This is a genomic window from Allobosea sp. 67-29 (assembly GCF_001898115.1).
In the GTDB taxonomy this organism is placed as follows: Bacteria; Pseudomonadota; Alphaproteobacteria; order Rhizobiales; family Beijerinckiaceae; genus Allobosea.
Map to the genome: position 1 here is coordinate 64,221 of NZ_MKSQ01000014.1, position 19,197 is coordinate 83,417.

The 19,197-nt window shown below is 66.3% G+C and carries 13 protein-coding genes and 1 tRNA gene; 9 read left to right on the forward strand and 5 right to left on the reverse strand.

Annotated features, from left to right (window positions below; all coding sequences use genetic code 11):
• Positions 1-181 precede the first annotated feature (181 nt).
• A complete protein-coding gene (locus BGO20_RS11590; RefSeq protein ID WP_291663870.1) occupies positions 182-1,510 on the forward strand; it encodes an OmpP1/FadL family transporter in 1,329 nt (442 codons plus the stop codon).
• 601 nt (positions 1,511-2,111) lie between these two features.
• Here BGO20_RS11590 and phaC read toward each other — a convergent pair.
• Positions 2,112-3,932 carry a class I poly(R)-hydroxyalkanoic acid synthase gene (gene phaC, locus BGO20_RS11595; protein WP_291663869.1) on the reverse strand — a complete coding sequence of 607 codons (1,821 nt, stop codon included), beginning with the start codon at positions 3,930-3,932 and terminating at the stop codon, positions 2,112-2,114.
• A gap of 114 nt (positions 3,933-4,046) precedes the next feature.
• Here phaC and BGO20_RS11600 point away from each other — a divergent pair, with 114 nt between their 5' ends.
• The 6 genes from BGO20_RS11600 to glpX all read left to right on the forward strand — a co-directional run bounded on the left by BGO20_RS11600 (position 4,047) and on the right by glpX (position 9,861).
• Positions 4,047-4,508 (forward strand): hypothetical protein, encoded by a 462-nt coding sequence (locus BGO20_RS11600; RefSeq protein WP_291663868.1) that lies wholly within the window; start codon positions 4,047-4,049, stop codon positions 4,506-4,508.
• Positions 4,509-4,688: 180 nt separating this feature from the next.
• Positions 4,689-5,909, forward strand: a complete 1,221-nt coding sequence (locus tag BGO20_RS11605) for an LL-diaminopimelate aminotransferase (protein ID WP_291663867.1) — start codon at positions 4,689-4,691, stop codon at positions 5,907-5,909.
• Positions 5,910-6,078: 169 nt separating this feature from the next.
• Positions 6,079-6,513 (forward strand): hypothetical protein, encoded by a 435-nt coding sequence (locus BGO20_RS11610; RefSeq protein WP_291663866.1) that lies wholly within the window; start codon positions 6,079-6,081, stop codon positions 6,511-6,513.
• A gap of 66 nt (positions 6,514-6,579) precedes the next feature.
• Positions 6,580-7,389, forward strand: coding sequence for a class I SAM-dependent methyltransferase (locus BGO20_RS11615; protein ID WP_291663865.1), 810 nt, complete (start codon positions 6,580-6,582; stop codon positions 7,387-7,389).
• 78 nt (positions 7,390-7,467) lie between these two features.
• A complete protein-coding gene (locus tag BGO20_RS11620; protein WP_291663864.1) occupies positions 7,468-8,820 on the forward strand; it encodes a homoserine dehydrogenase in 1,353 nt (450 codons plus the stop codon).
• Positions 8,821-8,862: 42 nt separating this feature from the next.
• The gene (gene glpX, locus BGO20_RS11625) at positions 8,863-9,861 is read left to right on the forward strand and encodes a class II fructose-bisphosphatase (RefSeq protein ID WP_291663863.1); all 999 of its coding nucleotides are present in this window, start codon (positions 8,863-8,865) and stop codon (positions 9,859-9,861) included.
• Positions 9,862-9,933: 72 nt separating this feature from the next.
• On the opposite strand, the gene BGO20_RS11630 is transcribed toward glpX, so the two are convergent.
• The gene (locus BGO20_RS11630) at positions 9,934-12,015 is read right to left on the reverse strand and encodes an ATP-dependent helicase (protein WP_291663862.1); all 2,082 of its coding nucleotides are present in this window, start codon (positions 12,013-12,015) and stop codon (positions 9,934-9,936) included.
• A gap of 118 nt (positions 12,016-12,133) precedes the next feature.
• On the opposite strand from BGO20_RS11630, the gene recJ reads away from it, so the two are divergent.
• On the forward strand, positions 12,134-13,981 hold the full coding sequence (gene recJ, locus BGO20_RS11635; protein WP_291663861.1) for a single-stranded-DNA-specific exonuclease RecJ: 1,848 nt from the start codon (positions 12,134-12,136) through the stop codon (positions 13,979-13,981).
• A 130-nt stretch (positions 13,982-14,111) separates the two neighbouring features.
• Positions 14,112-14,186: transfer RNA gene (locus BGO20_RS11640), tRNA-Glu, on the forward strand.
• Positions 14,187-14,210: 24 nt separating this feature from the next.
• Here BGO20_RS11640 and BGO20_RS11645 read toward each other — a convergent pair.
• From BGO20_RS11645 to BGO20_RS11655, 3 genes are read right to left on the reverse strand one after another with little or no spacing between them, the layout of a single operon-like run.
• Complete coding sequence (locus BGO20_RS11645; protein ID WP_291663860.1) at positions 14,211-15,761, reverse strand: SpoVR family protein; 1,551 nt, start codon at positions 15,759-15,761, stop codon at positions 14,211-14,213.
• Positions 15,762-15,772: 11 nt separating this feature from the next.
• Positions 15,773-17,083 (reverse strand): YeaH/YhbH family protein, encoded by a 1,311-nt coding sequence (locus tag BGO20_RS11650; protein ID WP_291663859.1) that lies wholly within the window; start codon positions 17,081-17,083, stop codon positions 15,773-15,775.
• Between the two features lie 18 nt (positions 17,084-17,101).
• Positions 17,102-19,051 carry a PrkA family serine protein kinase gene (locus BGO20_RS11655; RefSeq protein ID WP_291663858.1) on the reverse strand — a complete coding sequence of 650 codons (1,950 nt, stop codon included), beginning with the start codon at positions 19,049-19,051 and terminating at the stop codon, positions 17,102-17,104.
• Between the last annotated feature and the right edge of the window lie 146 nt (positions 19,052-19,197).

Sequence of the window (19,197 nt, forward strand, 5' to 3'; positions counted from 1 at the left end):
GTTTGGCCGCCTCCAAAATGCGGCGTTTTGGGTGATTTTCGCCAGCCGCCGCGTCGAAGACGAAAACGAAAGGGCCAATTTTAGGCATGTAGGGCGGGATTGCGGCCGAAATCGGCTCGCGTCATGCTTCGAATCGAGCGAGGCGATGACGCCTCGGATAACGACAAACGGGATGGACTCGATGAAGGGCCTCGTTCGCAGCGTCGCTGCCGCTTCGGTTTCTCTGGCTGCCCTGCTGGCGGCGGGTTCCGCTTCGGCCAGCTCTTTTGCCATCCGCAGCGGCCAGAGCGCCGAAGGTCTCGGCATGGCCTATGCCGGCGCCGCTTCGGGCGGCATCGGCATGGGGGCGATGGCCTGGAACCCGGCCACCATCACCATGTTCCCGGGCCGCAACAGCAACTGGAACTTCACCTATCTCTATGCTCACGGCGACTACCAGCCGACCTCAACGACGCGGCTGGGCTCGCCTCTTGGCCCGGCGAGCCCGATCCAGAACGGTACCGGCAACCTCGGTGGCGACGGCGGCTTCATCCCGGCTTCGTATTCCGCCTGGCAGCTGACGGATCGCTTCTGGATCGGCGTGACCACGGGTGCCCCCTACGGGCTGCGCTCCAAGGCCGACAATCAGGTGCATGCCGCGCAGATCTATGGCCGCTCCGCCAAGGTGACGACGGTCAACGTCTCGCCGACCATGGGCTACAAGGTGAACGACTGGCTCTCGGTCGGTGCCGCGCTGCAGATTCAGTATCTCGATGCCAGCCTCAAGCAGGCCAACGGTATCGGCCCGTCGGCGGCGCCGGTCATCCTCGAGGGCGACACAGTCGATTTCGGCTATCGCTTCGGCTTCACGCTGACGCCGTTCCAAGGCACCAATATCGGCCTGGCCTACCGCTCGGCGATCCGGCAGACGCTCGAAGGCAAGCTGCGCGGCGCTCCTGGTGCGCCCCCGGCGCTCCCGGTGAAGGCCAATCTCAACCTGCCGGATTCGGTCGTCTTCGGTCTCTCGCAGGTCATCAACGACCAGTGGCAGGTCCATGCCGGGGTGGAATGGACGAACTGGAGCCGTTTCCGCAACATTCCGATTGTCAGCCGCCTCGGCGGAACACCGGTCAGCAGCCTGAATTTCCAGTATGACGATGCCTGGTATTTCTCGCTCGGCGCCGAGTACAAGTACAGCAACGCCCTGACCCTGCGCGCCGGTGTTGGTTATGAACTCTCGGCGGTGAACGACCGCAACCGGACGATCTACATCTCCGACAACGACCGTCTCTGGCTCTCGGCCGGTGCGAGCTATCAGCTCACCGACAAGATCAAGCTCGACCTCGGCTATACCTATATCGACGTGAAGAAGGCCCGGGTGAACTACAACGGTGCGCATCCGCAACAGGGCGCCGTGTTCTACACCGCCGAGGCGAAGCCCTATGTGCACATCGTCTCGGCCGGACTGACCTATCGCTGGGACGATCCGACCCAGACCGTTCCGGTCCACCCGGTGGTCCGCAAGTACTGAGCTGCTCGACCGGCCTCATTGGAAAGCCGGCCCTCGGGCCGGCTTTTTTCTTTGTTTGTCCGCCGTCCGGGAGACGGCCGAGCAACTCGTCCGGTCGGTGCCGGACTGCTGCCCTCGACTCTCGAAGCCTGCCGTCATCGACGGTCTGGAGCGATCTTCGGCCGGCCGGTGCGCTCGGTATCGCGTGCCGCGATTGCGATCGTTCGGGCTCGCCCGACATGTGACGGAACAAAGGCAGGCCCGACGCCGTTCCAGCTTCGCAAATGGAGAGGGAGGCGATCATGGGCTTGTTCGAGATCGGCGTCGTTCTGGCTTGCGCGACGGCTTTCGGCTTTTGCATCGCGGCGGATGACGAGGCGTAGCCATCCGTCATGGATAATCCGATTCTGATAGCGTCCGGCATGGTGGCGATAGCCGCCTTTGCCTGGCTCGCAGCCCAGTACTGGGATGCCTGAGCGTCCGGTGGCATTACGGTCAGAGCCGCGTCGCCTTGATGCAGCCGGTCCGGCTGAGTGCTGCGCGACGAAGCTGGTCCGGGCGGAATGCCACGCACCTCGGGTGGAATTGGCGCTGATCCTGGTCGCCTGACGCTGGAAGGGCCCTACACCTTCACCTTGACATAGGTTCCCGGTGCATCCGCCAGCGGCTTGAGCTTGCCGCCTCCGGGCTCGCGCGCCGCGACCTTCTTCGGGGCCTGGGCTTCGAGCCAAGCGAACCAGTGCGGCCACCATGAGCCCGGATGTTCCTCGGCCTTGGCCATCCAGGCGTCGAGATCTCCTTCCGGCGGCCCGCCTGTCCAGTACTGATACTTCACCTTGGCGGGTGGATTGACCACGCCGGCGATGTGGCCGGAGCCCGCGACCACATGCTCCACCGGGCCGCCGAAGCATTGCGAGCCGATGAAGACGGAAGGGGCGGGGGCGATGTGGTCCTCGCGGGTCGCGAGGTTGTAGATCGGTATCTTGACGGCTTTCAGGTCGAGGTGCTTGCCGCCGATCACCATCTCCCCCTTGGAGAGCTTGTTGTCCAGATAGCAGTTGCGCAGGTAGAAAGAGTGGTTCGCTGCCGGCATCCGGGTCGAATCCGCATTCCAGTAGAGCAGGTCGAACGGGGCCGGGGCCTTGCCCTTCAGGTAGTTGTTGACCGCGTAGGACCAGATCAGGTCGTTCGGGCGGAGCATGTTGAAGGCGCCGGCCATGCGCGAGCCGTCGAGATAGCCGGTTCTCGCCATCTGCTCCTCGATCGCATGAATCTGCGCCTCGTCGACGAAGACCGACAGTTCGCCGGCCTGTGAGAAATCGACCTGCGTGGTGAAGAAGGTCGCGCTCTCGATGCGCCTGTCGCGCACCGCCGCCATATAGGCGAGCGTCACCCCCAGCAGCGTGCCGCCGACGCAATAGCCGATGGCGGAGACCTTCTTCTCGCCCGTCGACTGCTCGATCACGTCGAGCGCCGCGAAGATGCCTTCGCGCATGTAGCTCTCGAAATCCTTCGCGGCGTGTCGCGCATCGGGATTGACCCAGGAGATGCAGAACACGGTCAGGCCCTGCTCGACGCACCAGCGGATGAAGCTCTTTTCCGGGTTGAGGTCGAGGATGTAGAACTTGTTGATCCAGGGCGGGACGATCAGCAGCGGTCGCTTCAGGACCTGCGGCGTCGCCGGCGCATATTGGATGAGCTCCATGATCTCGTTGCGGAAGATCACCTTGCCGGGTGTCGTGGCGATGTTGACGCCGACCTCGAACGAGGCGGCGTCCGATTGGCGGATCTTGAGCTCGCCGCCGCCGGCCTCGACGTCCTCGGCAAACATCTTCATGCCGCGCACGAGGTTGTCGCCGTTCTGCTGCAGGGTCTCGCGCAGCAGTTCTGGATTCGTCGCGATGAAGTTGGTCGGTGAGAGCGCGCCGGCGATCTGCTTGATGTAGAAGCGGGCCTTCTCGCGGGTATGCGGATCGATGTCGTCGGCCTTGTCGACCATGGTCTCGGCCCAGCGCGAGCCGATCAGGTAGGCCTGCTTGATGAAGTCGAAGGTCGGGTGGTTGGTCCAGTCGGGGTCCTTGAACCGGGAATCGCGCCTGTCGGGCTCGGCGACGGGCGCGACGTCCTCGCCGGCCGCGCGCTTCAGCGAGGCGCTCCACAGGTTGAAGAATTCGCCGGTCAGAGAGGCCTGCGCCTCGATGATCTTGGCCGGGTCCTTGGTCCAGCGCTCGGCCACGCGCCCCAGCGTCCTGACCATGTCGCTGGCCTCGTCGGCCTGGCCGGTCTTGGCCTCGCCGCGCTCGATCGGCTTGAGGTAGGCGGCCGTGACCTTGCCGTACTCCTCGAAGAGGCGGCCCATGTTCTGCGCGAACTGATCGAAGTCCGGGGTGGCATTCGCCGCCCCGGCCGCCTCCTTCGGTCGATCGTCGCCCTGCCGGCCCATGAAACGAATCCCCCTTGTCGATCGAGGCTAGCGCATCGCTCCCCATTTTGGTCCTATTAAGGACGCACCCGCTGTGCTTTACCAAGCAAATTCGTCGAACTGCCGGAAGCCCTCATGCCGACCGAATTCCCCGCGAAGAAGCTGCTTCTCCTGTCGACGCTGCTTTGGGCTGGCGCCGCGCTGGCTGGCTGCGCCGGAGATGACGGGCTGGTGAAGGGCCCGGCCGAAGCGATCGGCATGGCGACGACGCCCCAGGAGTCGAAAGCCTTCGTCCGTGCGACCCGCCCGGACGACATGGCGTTCATCCCGGTCGGGTCGACGATTCCCGTCGCACAGCTCTGCCCAGGCCCGACGCCTCCGCCGGCCTATACGCCGAGCGGAACCTCCGCCCATTTCGCGACCCCCAAGCCCATCGCCGATCCGGGCGAGGCCTGCAAGCCGCGTGCGGACTTCAAGGGCATCGAGGCCCGGCTGGAGGCCAAGCAGAAGACCAACGAGGCTGCGGGCAACACGGCCAAGGCGCTGGGCGCCGCGACCACGCCGCCCAAGCCGGCGCAGATTCCGCCCGCAAACTGAAAAACACCTCGCTGATCAAGCGGGACCGTTCGGCGGCCACTGTTCCTCATAAACAGCATGTCGCAATTTCTTGCGTTTTTAGCCCTGTCCTGAACAAAGATGCGGTGCTAAGCACCTTCGGCGCAAGGATGTGAATGCGCCAGTCATGCCGCCCGTTCGGCGGCCAGGGACCTGTTCGAGATGACCGATTTTCACCGTATCAAGCGCCTGCCGCCCTACGTTTTCGAACAGGTCAACAAGATCAAGGCCGCCGAGCGCGCCAAGGGCGTGGACATCATCGACCTCGGCATGGGCAATCCGGATCTACCGGCGCCCAAGCATGTCATCGAGAAGCTGGTCGAGACCGCCGGCAAGCCGCGCACGGACCGCTATTCCGCCTCCAAGGGCATCGGCGGCCTGCGCCGCGCCCAGGCGAATTATTACGAGCGCCGCTTCGGCGTGAAGCTGAACCCCGAGACCCAGGTCGTCGCGACCCTGGGCTCGAAGGAGGGCTTCGCCAATATGGCGCAGGCCATCACCGGCCCCGGCGATGTCGTTCTGGTGCCGAATCCGAGCTATCCGATCCACGCCTTCGGCTTCCTGATGGCGGGCGGCGTGATCCGCTCCGTCCCGGCGGAGCCCACTCCGGCAATGTTTCCGGCGCTCGAGAGGGCGGTGATGCATTCGGTGCCGAAGCCGATCGCGCTCGTCACCTGCTACCCTGCGAACCCGACCGCCTATGTCGCGAGCCTCGACTTCTACCGGGATCTCGTCGCCTTCGCGAAGAAGCATGAATTGATCCTGCTCTCGGACCTCGCCTATGCCGAGGTGTATTTCGACGAGAGGAATCCACCGCCCTCGATGCTGCAGGTGCCCGGCGCGATCGACGTCGCGGTCGAGTTCACCTCCATGTCGAAGACCTTTTCCATGGCCGGCTGGCGCATGGGCTTCGCCGTCGGCAACGAGCGCCTGCTCGCCGCGCTGGCGCGGGTGAAATCCTATCTCGACTACGGGGCCTATACGCCGATCCAGGTCGCGGCGGCGGCCGCGCTCAACGGTCCCGAGGATTGCATCCGCGAGATGCGCGAGACCTACCGCAAGCGCCGCGATGCGCTGGTCGAGAGCTTCGGCAAGGCCGGCTGGGAGTTTCCGGCGCCCGAGGCCTCGATGTTCGCCTGGGTGCCGATTCCGGAGAAGTTCCGCCATCTCGGCTCGCTGGAGTTCTCGAAGCTCCTGATCGAGAAGGCGGAGGTCGCGGTCGCGCCGGGCATCGGCTTCGGCGAGCACGGCGACGACTTCGTCCGCATCGCCATCGTCGAGAATGAGCAGCGCATCCGCCAGGCCGCGCGCAATATCGGCCGCTTCCTCAAGGGCGCCGATGCGACGCTGCACAATGTCATCCAGATGCCGAAGGCGGGGTAGGGCGCGGTCCTTTCGCGGAACAGGGAGCCGGTATCGATGCGCCTCCGCCGGTTGTCCGGCCTGGCGGCCTGCGGTTGCCGAGCCCTTGGCTCTGGACCCGCCGCGAAAAACATGGGAACCGGGACGGTGCGGATGAACGGATTCCGCACCGTGTCCGGGGTCAGCTTCCATGCAACGAAAAGGCCGCCTCATCGGCATCGGCTTCGCGGTCTTCGCGGTGGTCTGCCTCGTGGCGACCTATGACTACTCGAAGGGGCGCATCCCGGAGACCCGCTCCGCGCTTGTGCAGGACGTGCTGTCGTCCTCGGGCAATGCGCGCGAATGCGCGCGCGACGTGACGGATGTCGTCTCGCGGCTGATCCCGCTCGGCATGGAACGGGCGGAGGCTGAGCGCATTCTCGCCGGCGCGACCATCGATCCGCCGAGACCATGGTTCTGGAAGCCGGATGTCGAGAACAGCACCGTCTCGGAAGGCCAGACGCTGGAGGCGATGCATACGATCAAGACGACCGCCTTCGTCAGCAATCTGCTGCGGGTCTACCTGTCCTTCGAGGAGGGCAAGGTGAAGCGTGTCGCCGCCGAGGTGATCTGCCATTTCGGCTGAGGGGATTCGGTACCGCTCGGTCAGCGTTTGGAGTAGCCTGTACGAGGGGCTTCGACGGGTGCTGCCATGGAAGCGACGGACAAGGTCTTCGCCGGTCCCGTTCCGCAGATTTATGACCGGCTGCTCGTTCCTCTGATCTTCCAGCCTTATGCCGAGGATCTGGCGGTTCGCGTCGCTGCGGCCCGGCCGCAGCGTATTCTGGAGATCGCGTGCGGGACGGGGGCGTTGACGCAGGCCATGGCCCAGCGCCTGGATGCGGCGAGCATCGTCGCGACCGACCTCAACCCCGCGATGCTCGACCTCGCGGCCGAGCGCTTCTCGGACGATGACAGGATCGCCTGCCGCCAGGCGGACGCGCTCGACCTGCCTTTTGCCGATGAGAGCTTCGACCTCGTCGCCTGCCAGTTCGGGGCGATGTTCTTTCCCGACAAGCCGAAGGGCTATGCCGAGGCGCGTCGCGTCCTGAGGCCCGGCGGGCGCTTCCTGTTCAATGTCTGGGATACGGTCGCGGCGAACGATTTCACCGCAGTCATGCTGGAGACGCTGGCCGAACTCTTCCCGGTCGATCCGCCGCGTTTCCTCGCCCGCACGCCCCATGGCTACCACGATCTCGGCACGATCGAGCTCGACATCATGGCCGGCGGCTTTGCGCGGCCGGCGATCGAGCGCGTCGAGAAGCGTTCCCGCGCCGATTCCGCCGCAGACGTCGCGACGGGCCTCTGCCAGGGCACGCCGATGCGCGGCGAGATCGAGGCGCGCGGAACGCCGGGCCTCGCCGCCGCCACCGCGGCCGTGACCAAGGCAGTGGAGCGCCGCTTCGGCATCGGGCCAATCGAGGGCGCCTTGTCCGCGTTCGTCGTTTCGGCTCAGCGCTAGCAGGGCCGGCGCGAATTCACGGCCCTAGCGGCACCGGTCTCCGTTGACACGCATCGCGCCTCATGCGACCCCGCGCCCATGACCAGCGCGATGCTTTCCACTCACCCCCAGCCCCTGCGTATCGGCATAGCCGGACTCGGCACGGTGGGTGCCTCGGTGCTGCGGATCCTGCGGCGGCAGGAGAACGCGCTTGCGGCGCGTTGCGGACGCACGATCCGAGTCACGGCGGTATCGGCGCGCGACCGCAGGCGCGACCGTGGCGTCGATCTCGGCGGCCTCGCCTGGTTCGACGATCCGGTGGCGTTGGCGAAATCCGACGAGATCGACTGCCTGGTCGAACTCATGGGCGGCTCGGACGGGCCGGCCAAGGCGGCGGTCGAAGCCGCGCTCTTTGCCGGCAAGCCGGTCGTCACGGCCAACAAGGCCCTGCTGGCGGCCCATGGCGTCGCGCTGGCGGAACTGGCCGAGAGCCGCAACGCCGCGCTCGCCTTCGAGGCTTCCTCGGCCGGCGGCATCCCGGTGGTGAAGACGCTGCGCGAGGCCCTGGCGGGAAACAATGTCAGCCGCATCTCCGGCATCCTCAACGGCACCTGCAACTACATCCTCTCGCGCATGGAGCAGGAGGGGCTGACCTTCGAAGCCTGCCTGAAGGATGCCCAGCGCCTCGGCTACGCCGAAGCCAACCCGACTTTCGATGTCGAAGGCTTCGACACGGCCCACAAGCTGGCGATCCTAACCAGCCTTTCCTTCGGTACGAAGATCGATGCCGAAGCGATTCATGTGGAAGGCATTTCCGCGATCACGCCGCTCGACCTGCGGATGGCCGACGAGCTCGGCTACCGCATCAAGCTGCTCGGCGTCGCCGAGCGCACCAAGACCGGCATCGAGCAGCGCGTGCATCCGACCATGGTGCCGAAATCCTCCGCCATCGCGCAGGTGATGGGCGTGCTCAATGCCGTCAGCATCGATGCCGATGCCGTGCGCGAAATCACGCTGGTCGGCCCCGGTGCCGGCGGCGACCCGACGGCATCGGCTGTCGTCGCCGACATCGCGGATGTCGCGCGCGGCACGGCGGGCCTGCCCTTCGGCCTGCCGATCGCACGGCTGGAGAAGGCGACGCGCGCGCCGATGCAGCGCCATGAGGGCGGCTATTACGTTCGCCTCGCCGTCGCCGATCGTCCCGGCGCTGCCGCGTCGATCGCGACGCGCATGGCCGAGGCCGACATCTCGCTCGAGAGCATCGTCCAGCGCCGTTCGCCGGAAGCGGTGACCCGCGATCCCGGCGGGCGCTCCGGCGCTCCGGTTCCGGTGGTGCTGATCACCTACGCCACCAGCGAGGCCGCCATCCGTGCCGCGCTCGAAAAGGTCTCCGCCGACGGCCATGTCGCGGAACCGCCGCAAGTCATCAGGATTGAACGAGAGCAGGTTTAAAACCTTCTTTCCGATGTCCGTTTTCAAGGGGACCTGATTTCCATGTCCGTCGATCTTCGCATTTCGCCCGACCAGATCATCGAGCGCTATCTCTCGATGGAACTCGTGCGCGTCACCGAGCGTGCCGCCGTCTCTGCCGCCCGCCTGCGCGGCCACGGCAATGAGAAGGCGGCCGACCAGGCTGCGGTCGACGCCATGCGCCGCGAACTGAACCGCCTGCCGATCGATGGCGAGATCGTCATCGGCGAAGGCGAGCGCGACGAGGCGCCGATGCTCTTCATCGGCGAGAAGGTCGGCAACAAGCAGGGCCCGAAGGTCCATATCGCCGTCGATCCGCTCGAAGGCACGACCCTCTGCGCCAAGGACATGCCCGGCTCGATCGCGGTGATGGCGATGGCCGGCGCTGGCAGCCTGCTCTATGCTCCCGACGTCTACATGGACAAGATCGCGATCGGCCCCGGCTATCCCCAGGGCGTGATCGATCTCGACGCTTCGCCGGCCGACAACATCGCCGCGCTCGCCAAGGCCAAGGGCGTGAAGCCGAGCGAGATCTCGACGCTGATCATGGACCGCCCGCGCCATGCCAAGCTGATCGAGGAGGTCCGCAAGACCGGGTGCTCGATCCGCCTCATCACCGACGGCGACGTCGCCGGCGTCATCTTCTGCACCCAGCCGGAAAAGACCGGCATCGACCTTTATCTCGGCATCGGCGGCGCCCCGGAAGGCGTGCTCGCGGCAGCGGCGCTGCGTTGCGTCGGCGGCCAGATGCAGGGCCGGCTCATCCTCGACACCGAGGAGAAGCGCAAGCGCGCCTACGGCATGGGCGTCACCGATCCCAACAAGAAATACGACATGTCGGAAATGGCCTCGGGCGATGTCATCGTCTGCGCCACCGGCGTCACCGATGGCGGCCTGCTCTCGGGCGTGAAGTTCGGCAAGGACGTCATCGAGACCGAGACCATCGTCTATCGCTCGATCACCGGCACGGTCCGCCGCATTTATGGCGAGCACCGCGAATTCTCGAAGTTCCAGCTCGACTGAGCGGGCAGCCGCGGCTGCCTGGATCGGAAAGCGGCCGGGTTCGTCCCGGCCGTGCTCCTTGGGGCCGTTGTGTCAGCGCCACATGCCGCGCATCCGCGCCTGCAGGTCGAGTCGCGGGCCGGCGCTCGGCTGACGGGCCGGTTGCGCATCGGCTCTTGGCCAGGACGTCTGCTCGAACCGGTCGAGCAGCGAGGTCGGAATGAAGCGGCTGCGCGCCGCATAGACATGCCGGTCGCCGCCGCGCGATTGACCATGGACGAAGAAGCGTTGCGGCACGACCAGATCGAGCCGGTCCTTGGCCCTCGTCATCGCGACATAGAGCAGGCGCCGTTCCTCCTCGATCTCGTCGGGGGTCCCGACGCCGAGGTCGGCGGGGATGCAGCCGTCGACCACGTTCATTACGAAGACCGACGACCATTCCTGCCCCTTGGCCGAATGGATGGTAGAGAGAGCGAGATAATCCTCGTCGCGATGGGGCGGGCCGGCGCGGTCGCTGGTCGCATTCGGCGGATCGAGCGTCAGCTCCGTCAGGAAGCGCTCCCGCGACGGGTAGCCTGCCGCGATCTGTTCGAGCTGGACGAGATCCGCCAGCCGGCTGTCCGCATCGTCGTGCCGGCGTTCCAGATGCGTTGCATACCAGAGCCGCGCCTGCTCGATCTCTGCCGGCCAAGCCGTCCGGCCCGAGGCGAGCGTCTGGACCGCGGCGAGAAAGTTGCCCCAGTCCGCCTCGGCCCGCTGCGGGGGCTGCGCGGAAGCCAGCGCCGCGAGCGGATCGCTGGCTGCCGCGGCATGGTCCAGCAACCGCTGGGCGCTCGCGGGACCGATGCCGGGCAGCAGCAGCAGCAGGCGGAATCCGGCGACGCGGTCGCGCGGGTTCTCGACGAAGCGCAGCAGCGCCAGGAGGTCCTTGACATGCGCCGCGTCGAGGAATTTCAGGCCGCCGAACTTGACGAAGGGAATGTTGCGGCGCGTCAGTTCGATCTCCAGCGGCCCGCTGTGATGGGAGGCCCGAAACAGCACCGCCTGCTCTTTCAGCGTGGCGCCCGCTTCTCGGTTCTCCAGCACCCGCCCGGCGATGAAGCGCGCCTGTTCCGCCTCGTCCCGGACATTCACCAGCCGCGGCGGCGTGCCCGCGGCGCGCTCCGTCCACAGGTTCTTGGTGAACCGCTCGGCGGCGAGGTCGATGACGCCGTTCGCAGCCGCGAGGATCGCCTGGGACGAACGGTAGTTCTGGTCGAGCGTGATGACCTCTGCTGGCGGGGAGAAGGCTTTCGGGAAATCGAGGATGTTGCGCACCGCGGCGGCGCGGAAGGAATAGATCGACTGGGCGTCGTCGCCGACCACGGTCAGGCCGTGTCCGTCGGGCTTCAGCCCCAGCAGCACCGAGGCCTGCAGCCGGTTTGTATCCTGGTACTCGTCGACCATGACATGATCGAAGCGCCCGCCGATCTCCTCGGCCATCTGGGCATCCTCCATCATCTGGGACCAGTAGAGCAGCAGGTCGTCGTAATCGAGCACGTTCTGCCGCTGCTTGGCTTCGACATAGGCCGCGAACAGCGCTTTCAGCTCGGCGGCCCAGCGGGCGCACCACGGGTAGCCGCGGCCCAGCACCGTCTCGATTTCGGCTTCGGCGTTCACGCAGCGCGAATAGATCGCCAGGCAGGTCCCCTTTGCCGGGAAGCGGCTCTCGGTCTTCGAGAAGCCGAGCTCGTGCCGCAGCAGGTTCATCAGATCGGCCGAGTCCTCGCGATCATGGATCGTGAACGACGGGTCGAGACCGATCGCCTCCGCCTGCTCGCGCAGCAGCCGTGCTCCGATGCCATGGAACGTGCCGGCCCAGCTCAGAGCCTCGGCAAGGAGCGCGCCATTCTCGCCGAGCACCTTGCGCGCGATCCTGCCGACGCGAGCGGTCATCTCGGCCGCGGCCCGGCGCGAGAACGTCATCAGCAGGATGCGACGCGGATCGGCGCCGGTCACCAGCAGATGGGCGACGCGATGCGCCAGCGTATTGGTCTTCCCCGAACCGGCTCCTGCGATCACGAGCAGGGGAGAGGGAACGGCTGTGCCGACGCCATGCGTCGCGGCGCGCCGCTGCGCCGGATTGAGCCCGTCGAGATAGGAGGCGGCGGGCAAAGGCGAATCAACTGCGAGCATGACGCAGATTCGACCAGTTTCGTGTTTTGTTCGCAATCGGCGCGCGGCGAAAGAGCGTGGCCGATGTGGTCTGGCAACAGTGCCACCCCGGCCTGCAACCGGGACGCCGCGGCGTCGCATGGTTGACCTTGCGCCCGGCATGCGCGACGCCGGGGGCACGATGAGTCTGACGCTGCCCCGTGCCTTTCTCGGCGTGACCCGCTCGGCGCTTGGCCGCCCCTGGCGCGACCGGCTCGATATCGCCGGCCTCGGCCGCGCCGAGGCGCTGAGCCGTCAGGAGGGCCTCTCCGATATTCTCTCGCGCCTGCTGGCGGCCCGTGATGTCGAGCCGGCCGAGGCCTTGCGCTTCCTTGAGCCGAAGCTGCGCGATCTCCTGCCGGATCCGGTCGTGCTGACGGACATGGCGGGCGCCGCGGCGCGGCTGGCACGGGCCGGCGCCATGGGCGAGCACGTCGCGATCTTCGGCGATTACGACGTTGACGGCGCCTGTTCGTCGGCGCTGCTCGCGGGTTTCCTGCACCAGGCCGGCGCCCGGCCCCGCATCCATATTCCGGACCGGCTGATCGAGGGCTACGGCCCCAACAGCGAGGCGATCCGGATGCTCGCGGGTGAGGGGGCAACGCTGCTCGTCACCGTCGATTGCGGCACGACCAGCGAGGAGCCGCTGGCCGAGGCGCGGCGGCTGGGCCTTGACGTCGTCGTGCTCGATCATCACCAGGCACCCGAACGGCTTCCGCAGGTCGAGGCGCTCGTCAATCCCAACCGCCAGGACGACCTTTCCGGTCTCGGGCATCTCTGCGCGGCCGGCGTCGTCTTCCTGGCTCTGGTTGCGACCAGCCGCGAACTGCGCCGGCAGGGCGTCTGGGCCCGCGCCGGCGGCGAGCCGGATCTGCTCGCGGCGCTCGATCTTGTCGCGCTGGCCACGGTCGCCGACGTCGTGCCGCTGCGCGGCCTCAACCGTGCCTTCGTCCGGCAGGGGATCGCCATGATGCGCGCGCGGACCCGGCCGGGCCTGACCGCGCTGATGGACGTCGCCGGTCTCGATGGACCGGTGCAGCCCTGGCATCTCGGCTTCCTGCTCGGACCGCGCATCAACGCTGGCGGGCGGATCGGCGATGCCGCGCTCGGGGCGCGTCTGCTGCTGACCCCGGACGAGGTCGAGGCGCGCACCATCGCTGCCGAGCTCAACCGCCTCAACCAGGAGCGGCAGGAGATCGAGCGTCTCGCTGTTCTCGAAGCCGTTTCCCAGGCCGAGCACGAGATGGAGCGCGCGGGGAACGATCTGCCGGTGCTGCTTGCCGCCAGCGCCGATTGGCATCCCGGCATCGTCGGACTGGTCGCTGCGCGCCTGAAGGAGCGCTTTCGCCGCCCGGCCTTCGCGCTGGCCTTGAACGGGGAGGGCGGTGCCACCGGTTCGGGCCGTTCGGTCGCGGGCGTGGATCTCGGCCGGGCCGTGCGCGCGGCCGTGGAGGCCGGCATGGCGGTGAAGGGCGGCGGCCACGCCATGGCGGCCGGCGTCACGCTCGGGCCGGGCCAGGCGAATGACTTCCACGCCTTCCTGAACACGCGTCTCGCCCGCGAGGTCGCCGGCGCAAGCGAGGCCGAGGCATTGCTGGTCGATTCGGCGTTGAGTGCCGGCGGCGCGAGCCCCCGCCTTCTCGCGGAGGTAGAGAAGGCCGGCCCCTTCGGCGCGGGCAGTCCCGAGCCGGTCTTCGTCTTTCCGGCGCATCGGCTGACGGATGCGGTGCCGATCGGCAGCGGCGGCCATGTCCGCGTCAAGCTGCGCAGTGGCGATGGCGCCAGCATCGGCGGCGTCGCCTTCCGCGCGGCGCAGGAACCGCTCGGGCAAGCGCTGCTCGCGGCGCGCGGCGAGACCGTCCACCTTGCCGCGACGCTGACCCTCAACCGCTGGGGCGGCAACGAGCGGGCGGAGCTGCGGATCCTCGATCTCGCCCGCCCGGTCTGAGCGCCGCCACGCCGCCGGCATGCAACCGCAGGGCCGGCTCACGATTCTTGTGAACGGGTGCTTGCGGAGCGGCATTCGCCCCACTATACCTCGCCCCGCTTCGTGACGCAGCTGCGGCCGCCGAGCGCATGCGGTCTTCGTCTATCGGTTAGGACACCAGCCTTTCACGCTGGGAAGACGGGTTCGATTCCCGTAGACCGCGCCACCCTTCAGCAACATCGACGCAGTGCTAGCACGCGACGTCGCGGCTGGAGCGTTCGTAGAGCGTGGCGCCCGAGCGTGCGTCGACGCCCTCCAGGCTGACCTCGTAGCCCCACAGCATCTGGATATGGCGTAGCGTCGCGTCGCAGCTTCCGCCTTCCAGCAGGATGCCGTCATTGACCTTGTGCTGCAGGCGCAGATGTCTCTGGCCGAGCAGGTCGACATCCACCACCTGGATATCGACAGGGCTCGCACCGATGTCGTAGCGCCGCGCGAGGCCGGAGCGGATGCGCTCATAGCCGCGCTCGTTATGGATCGAGGCGACGCCGTAGGACCTTTCGTTCGCCGTGTCCGAGAGCAGGAACATCCGCCATTTCCGGATCAGGGCCGGGCTGAGGTACTGGCGGATGAAGGACTCGTCGCGGTGGTTCGCCCAGGCGTCGAGCAGGATGCCGCGCCAGTCGCCGGCTCCCGCCATGTCCGGAAACCAGTCGCGGTCCTCCGCCGTCGGCTCGGTCGCGATCCTCCTGATGTCGAGCATCATGTCGAGGCCCAGCGCATAGGGATTGATGCCGGAATAGCGCGGGTCGTCGAAGCCCGGCTGGAATACGACGTTCGAATGGTTGCGCAGGATCTCCAGCATCGCGCCTTCGCCGATGCGGCCGCGGTCGAACAGCGCGTTCATCACGGTGTAGTGCACGAAGGTCGCGCAGCCCTCGTTCATCACCTGCGTCTGCCGCTGCGGATAGAAATACTGTGCGATGACCCTCACGATCCGCAGAATCTCGCGCTGCCAGGGCTCAAGGATCAGGCTGTTCTTCTCGAGAAAGTAGAGCAGGTTCTCCTCGGGCAGGTTGAGCGCCTTCTTCCGCTCGGCGACGGCTTGTTCGATCTCGTCGGCCTTGCTGCCGTCGGCCGGGCGCGGCAGGGTGCGCCAGAGGTCGTTATAGGAGCGCTCCTCGTAGTCCAGCCTCTCGCGCAACTCGTCGCGCTGGCGGCCCGAAGAGAGTTTTGGCGGACGGCGGTAGCGGAACACGCCCTGTTCCATCAGCGCGTGTGCGGCGTCGAGGATCGCCTCGACCGCCGCCAGGCCGTGCCTCTCCTCGCACCGTGCGATGAAGCCCTTGGCGAAGTCGAGGTAGCCGAGGATCGTGTCCGCGTCCGTCCATTGCCGGAACAGGTAGTTGTTCTTGAAGAAGTGATTGTGCCCCAGCGCCGCATGCGCCGTCACCAGGGCCTGCAGCGCCATGGTGTTCTCTTCCATCAGATAGACGATGCAAGGGTCGGAGTTGATCACCAGCTCGTAGGCGAGGCCGCGGCCGCCTTTGCGGTAGAGCAGTTCCTGATGGAGGAAATGCTTGCCGAAAGACCAGTGGCGATACATCAGCGGCATGCCGATCGAGGAATAGGCGTCGAGCATCTGCTCCGAGGAGATGACCTCCATCTGGACGGGATAGATGTCGAGGCCGAGTTCCTCCTTCGCCACCGCCTCGATGACGTCGTAGGCATGCGACAAGGTCTGGAAATTCCAGTCGGATCCTGAGAAGAGCAGCGGGCCGGCGGGGGCGTGCCTGGACATGAGGCCTCCCTTCAGCCACGCCGCTGTGCGGGCTGCCGGGCGAAGAGCTGGCGGAACACCGGGTAGATGTCGGCCGCCTTCGCGATCCTGGTCATGTCGAAGTTTGGCCAGCTCTGCTTGACCTCGCGATATGCGCGCCAGAGCGAGGTGCCGTTGTCAGTCGCGCCGAAGATTTCGCTCTCGCGCTCGTCGATGATCTCGACATAGGCGAAATACTGGCACAGCGGCATGATGTCGCTGCGCAACAGCTTCAGGCAGTGTTCGGAATCCGCGGCGAGGTTGTCGCCGTCCGAAGCCTGGGCCGCATAGATGTTCCACTCCCGGCTGGGATAGCGCCGGGCGACGATGCGCTTCATCTCCTCGAGCGCGGTCGAGACGACGGTGCCGCCACTCTGGGGGCTGTGAAAGAACGTCTCCTCGTCCACCTCCTGCGCCGTGTGGGTATGGCGGATGAAGACGAGGTCCGTGCGCTCGTAGCGCCGTTTTAGGAACAGGTGCAGCAGGACGAAGAAGCGCTTGGCCAGATCCTTCTCGCGCTCGCCCATCGAACCGGAAACGTCCATCAGGCAGAACATCACGGCGTTGGCGTTTGGCTGCGGCAGGGTTTCGAAGCGGTTGAAGCGGATGTCGACCGGGTCGACGAAGGCGATGATCCGGCGCCGGCGCTCCAGGCGGTCGAGCTCCGCCCGGAGCGCGCCGATCCGCAGCGCCTTGTCCGGCGCCTTCCCCTCGTCCGCTTCGAGGCGCGCGAGCTCCCGCAGGATCGCTTCGATCTCCTCGCGTTTCGGTCGTCCGAGCGCGATACGCCGGCCATGGCTGTTGCGCATCGTGCGAGCCACGCTGATGTTGGTTGGCGAGCCGCTGACCGAGTAGCCGGCCCGCCGCGGCTTGTAGGCGAGGATCTCCTTGAGGGTGAGCTTGACCATGTCCGGCAGCTCGAGATCCTCGAAGAACAGGTCGAGCACTTCCTCGCGCGACAGCACGAAGCGAAAATCGTCCTCCGAATCCTCCATCCCGGGCGAGGTCCCCGTGCCAGCCGCCTCGCCCGGCTTCGGCACCCGGTCTCCCGCGATGAAATGCCGGTTGCCCGGCAGCACATGCTCACGGCGCCCGCTGTCCTTCGCCTCGCGGAAATGCGGCTCGCTCGTTCCGCTGGCCGGAAGCGAGACGGCGTGCTCGCGGTCGGCATCGGCGATCCGGCCGGAGCGGATCTGCTCCTGAATGGCGCGCTTCAGCTCTGCGCGTACGCGGCGCAGGAAGCGCTGGCGGTTGCCCAGGCTCTTGTCCTTCGGGTTGAGGCGGCGATCGATGAAGATCGGCATGGCTCGCTCCGGCCGCGTTCAGCCCGCCTTGTTGACGCGCATGTACCAGTCCACCAGGCGGCGTACCTGGCGCTCGGTGTAGCCGCGCTCGACCATGCGCTGGACGAAGCCGTGGTGCCGCTTCTCGGTCACGCTGTCCTGCTTCGAGCCGAAGCTGATGACGGGAAGCAGGTCCTCGACCTGCCCGAACATCCGCTTCTCGATCACTTCGCGCAGCTTCTCGTAGCTGGTCCAGGACGGGTTGCGGCCGTTGTTGCGGGCTCGGGCCCGCAAGGTGAACTTCACCACCTCATTGCGGAAGTCCTTGGGATTGGCGATGCCGGCCGGCTTCTCGATCTGCGACAATTCGTTGTCGAGAATCTGCCTGTTCAGGATCTGGCCGGTGTCGGGATCCTTGTAGTCCTGGTCCTCGACCCAGGCGTCGGCATAGGCGATGTAGCGGTCGAACAGGTTCTGGCCGTACTCGCCATAGGATTCCAGATACGCCTTCTGGATCTCGTGGCCGATGAACTCGGCATAGCGCGTCGCGATTTCCGACTTGATGAAGTCGAGATAGGCGGCCTCCGTCTCCTTGGGGAACTGCTCGCGCTTGATTGCTCCCTCGAGGATATACATCAGATGCACCGGGTCGGCGGCCAGCTCCTGGGTGTCGTAGTTGAAGGTTTGGGACAGGATCTTGAACGCGAAACGCGTGCTGATCCCGGTCATGCCCTCGTCGACCCCGGCCGCGTCGCGATATTCCTGGATCGCCTTGGCCCTCGGCTCCAGCTCCTTCAGGTTTTCGCCGTCATAGACGCGCATCTTCGTATAGAGCGGGGAGGTCTCGAACTCGGCCAGCCGCGTCGAGACCGAGAAGCGGCTGAGGATGTCGAGCACCTCCGGTGCGCAGGGGCTGTCGGCCAGCTCGCTCTCGCGCAGCAGCTTCTCGTAGATCTGCCGCTCCTCGGTGACGCGCAGGCAATAGGGAACCTTGACCACCAGGATCCGGTCGAGGAAGGCCTCGTTGTTCTTGTTGTTCTTGAACTGGAGCCATTCGGACTCGTTGGAATGCGCCAGCACGATCCCCTGGTAGGGGAAGGCGCCGAAATTCTCGGTGCCGTTGTAGCTGCCCTCTTGCGTCGCCGTGAGCAGCGGGTGGAGCACCTTGATCGGAGCCTTGAACATCTCGACGAATTCGAGAAGCCCTTGCGTGGTTCGGTTGAGGCCGCCGCTGTAGGAATAGGCGTCGGGGTCGGACTGGCTGAAGTTCTCGAGCTGGCGGATGTCGACCTTGCCGACGAGCGTCGAGACGTCCTGATTGTTCTCGTCGCCCGGTTCGGTCTTGGCGATGCCGATCTGGCGCAGGCGCGACGGCTTCAGCTTGACGACGCTGAACTTCGAGATGTCGCCCGACATCTCGTCGAGCCGCTTCGTCGCCCAGGGCGACATCAGCCCGGTCAGCCGCCGTCGGGCGATGCCGTATTTCTCCTCGAAGAGACCGCCCATGCGCTCGGGCCGGAACAGGCCGAGCGGCGACTCGAACACCGGGCTGATCCGGTCCCCCACCTTGAGCGTGTAGAAGGGCCGCTCCTCCATCAGCTTCTTGAGCTGCTCGGCGAGCGATGACTTGCCGCCGCCGACCGGTCCGAGCAGGTAGAGGATCTGCTTGCGCTCCTCCAGCCCCTGCGAGGCGTAGCGGAAATAGCCGGCGATGCGCTCGATCGTATCCTCCATGCCGAAGAAATCGGCGAAGGATGGATAGATCTTGATCGTCCTGTTGGCGAAGATCCTGCCCAGGCGTTCGTCATGGCTGGTGTCGAGCAATTTCGGTGCCCCGATGGCCTCGACCATGCGCTCCGCGGCGGAGGCATACATCGATTTGTCCTCGCGGCAGGCCAGCAGGTATTCCTGCAGGCTCATCTCCTCCTGCGAATAGCTTCGATAGTCCTCGGAGAACAGGCGGAAGACTTCGCTCTCTCTCTCGGTCATGGCAGCCATCCAGCGATGGTCCGTCGTAGCGACGACGGCTTCTGACACTCAACAGGTGATCCTCTGGCGAAGTTCCTGGCAATGGACACTTTGACGCATCGGGCCCGTTCGGTCGGCGCCGGGCGGGGTCGCGGCGGTCGGAGCGC

Excerpts from the sequence above, each read along its gene's own strand:
- BGO20_RS11645 (WP_291663860.1), bottom strand. The coding sequence starts at position 15,761 with ATGTCCAGGCACGCCCCCGCCGGCCCGCTGCTCTTCTCAGGATCCGAC.
- BGO20_RS11655 (WP_291663858.1), bottom strand. The coding sequence starts at position 19,051 with ATGACCGAGAGAGAGAGCGAAGTCTTCCGCCTGTTCTCCGAGGACTAT.
- BGO20_RS11600 (WP_291663868.1), top strand. The coding sequence starts at position 4,047 with ATGCCGACCGAATTCCCCGCGAAGAAGCTGCTTCTCCTGTCGACGCTG.
- glpX (WP_291663863.1), top strand. The coding sequence starts at position 8,863 with ATGTCCGTCGATCTTCGCATTTCGCCCGACCAGATCATCGAGCGCTAT.
- BGO20_RS11605 (WP_291663867.1), top strand. The coding sequence starts at position 4,689 with ATGACCGATTTTCACCGTATCAAGCGCCTGCCGCCCTACGTTTTCGAA.
- BGO20_RS11620 (WP_291663864.1), top strand. The coding sequence starts at position 7,468 with ATGACCAGCGCGATGCTTTCCACTCACCCCCAGCCCCTGCGTATCGGC.
- BGO20_RS11590 (WP_291663870.1), top strand. The coding sequence starts at position 182 with ATGAAGGGCCTCGTTCGCAGCGTCGCTGCCGCTTCGGTTTCTCTGGCT.
- BGO20_RS11630 (WP_291663862.1), bottom strand. The coding sequence starts at position 12,015 with ATGCTCGCAGTTGATTCGCCTTTGCCCGCCGCCTCCTATCTCGACGGG.
- BGO20_RS11615 (WP_291663865.1), top strand. The coding sequence starts at position 6,580 with ATGGAAGCGACGGACAAGGTCTTCGCCGGTCCCGTTCCGCAGATTTAT.
- BGO20_RS11650 (WP_291663859.1), bottom strand. The coding sequence starts at position 17,083 with ATGCCGATCTTCATCGATCGCCGCCTCAACCCGAAGGACAAGAGCCTG.
- recJ (WP_291663861.1), top strand. The coding sequence starts at position 12,134 with ATGGTTGACCTTGCGCCCGGCATGCGCGACGCCGGGGGCACGATGAGT.
- BGO20_RS11610 (WP_291663866.1), top strand. The coding sequence starts at position 6,079 with ATGCAACGAAAAGGCCGCCTCATCGGCATCGGCTTCGCGGTCTTCGCG.
- phaC (WP_291663869.1), bottom strand. The coding sequence starts at position 3,932 with ATGGGCCGGCAGGGCGACGATCGACCGAAGGAGGCGGCCGGGGCGGCG.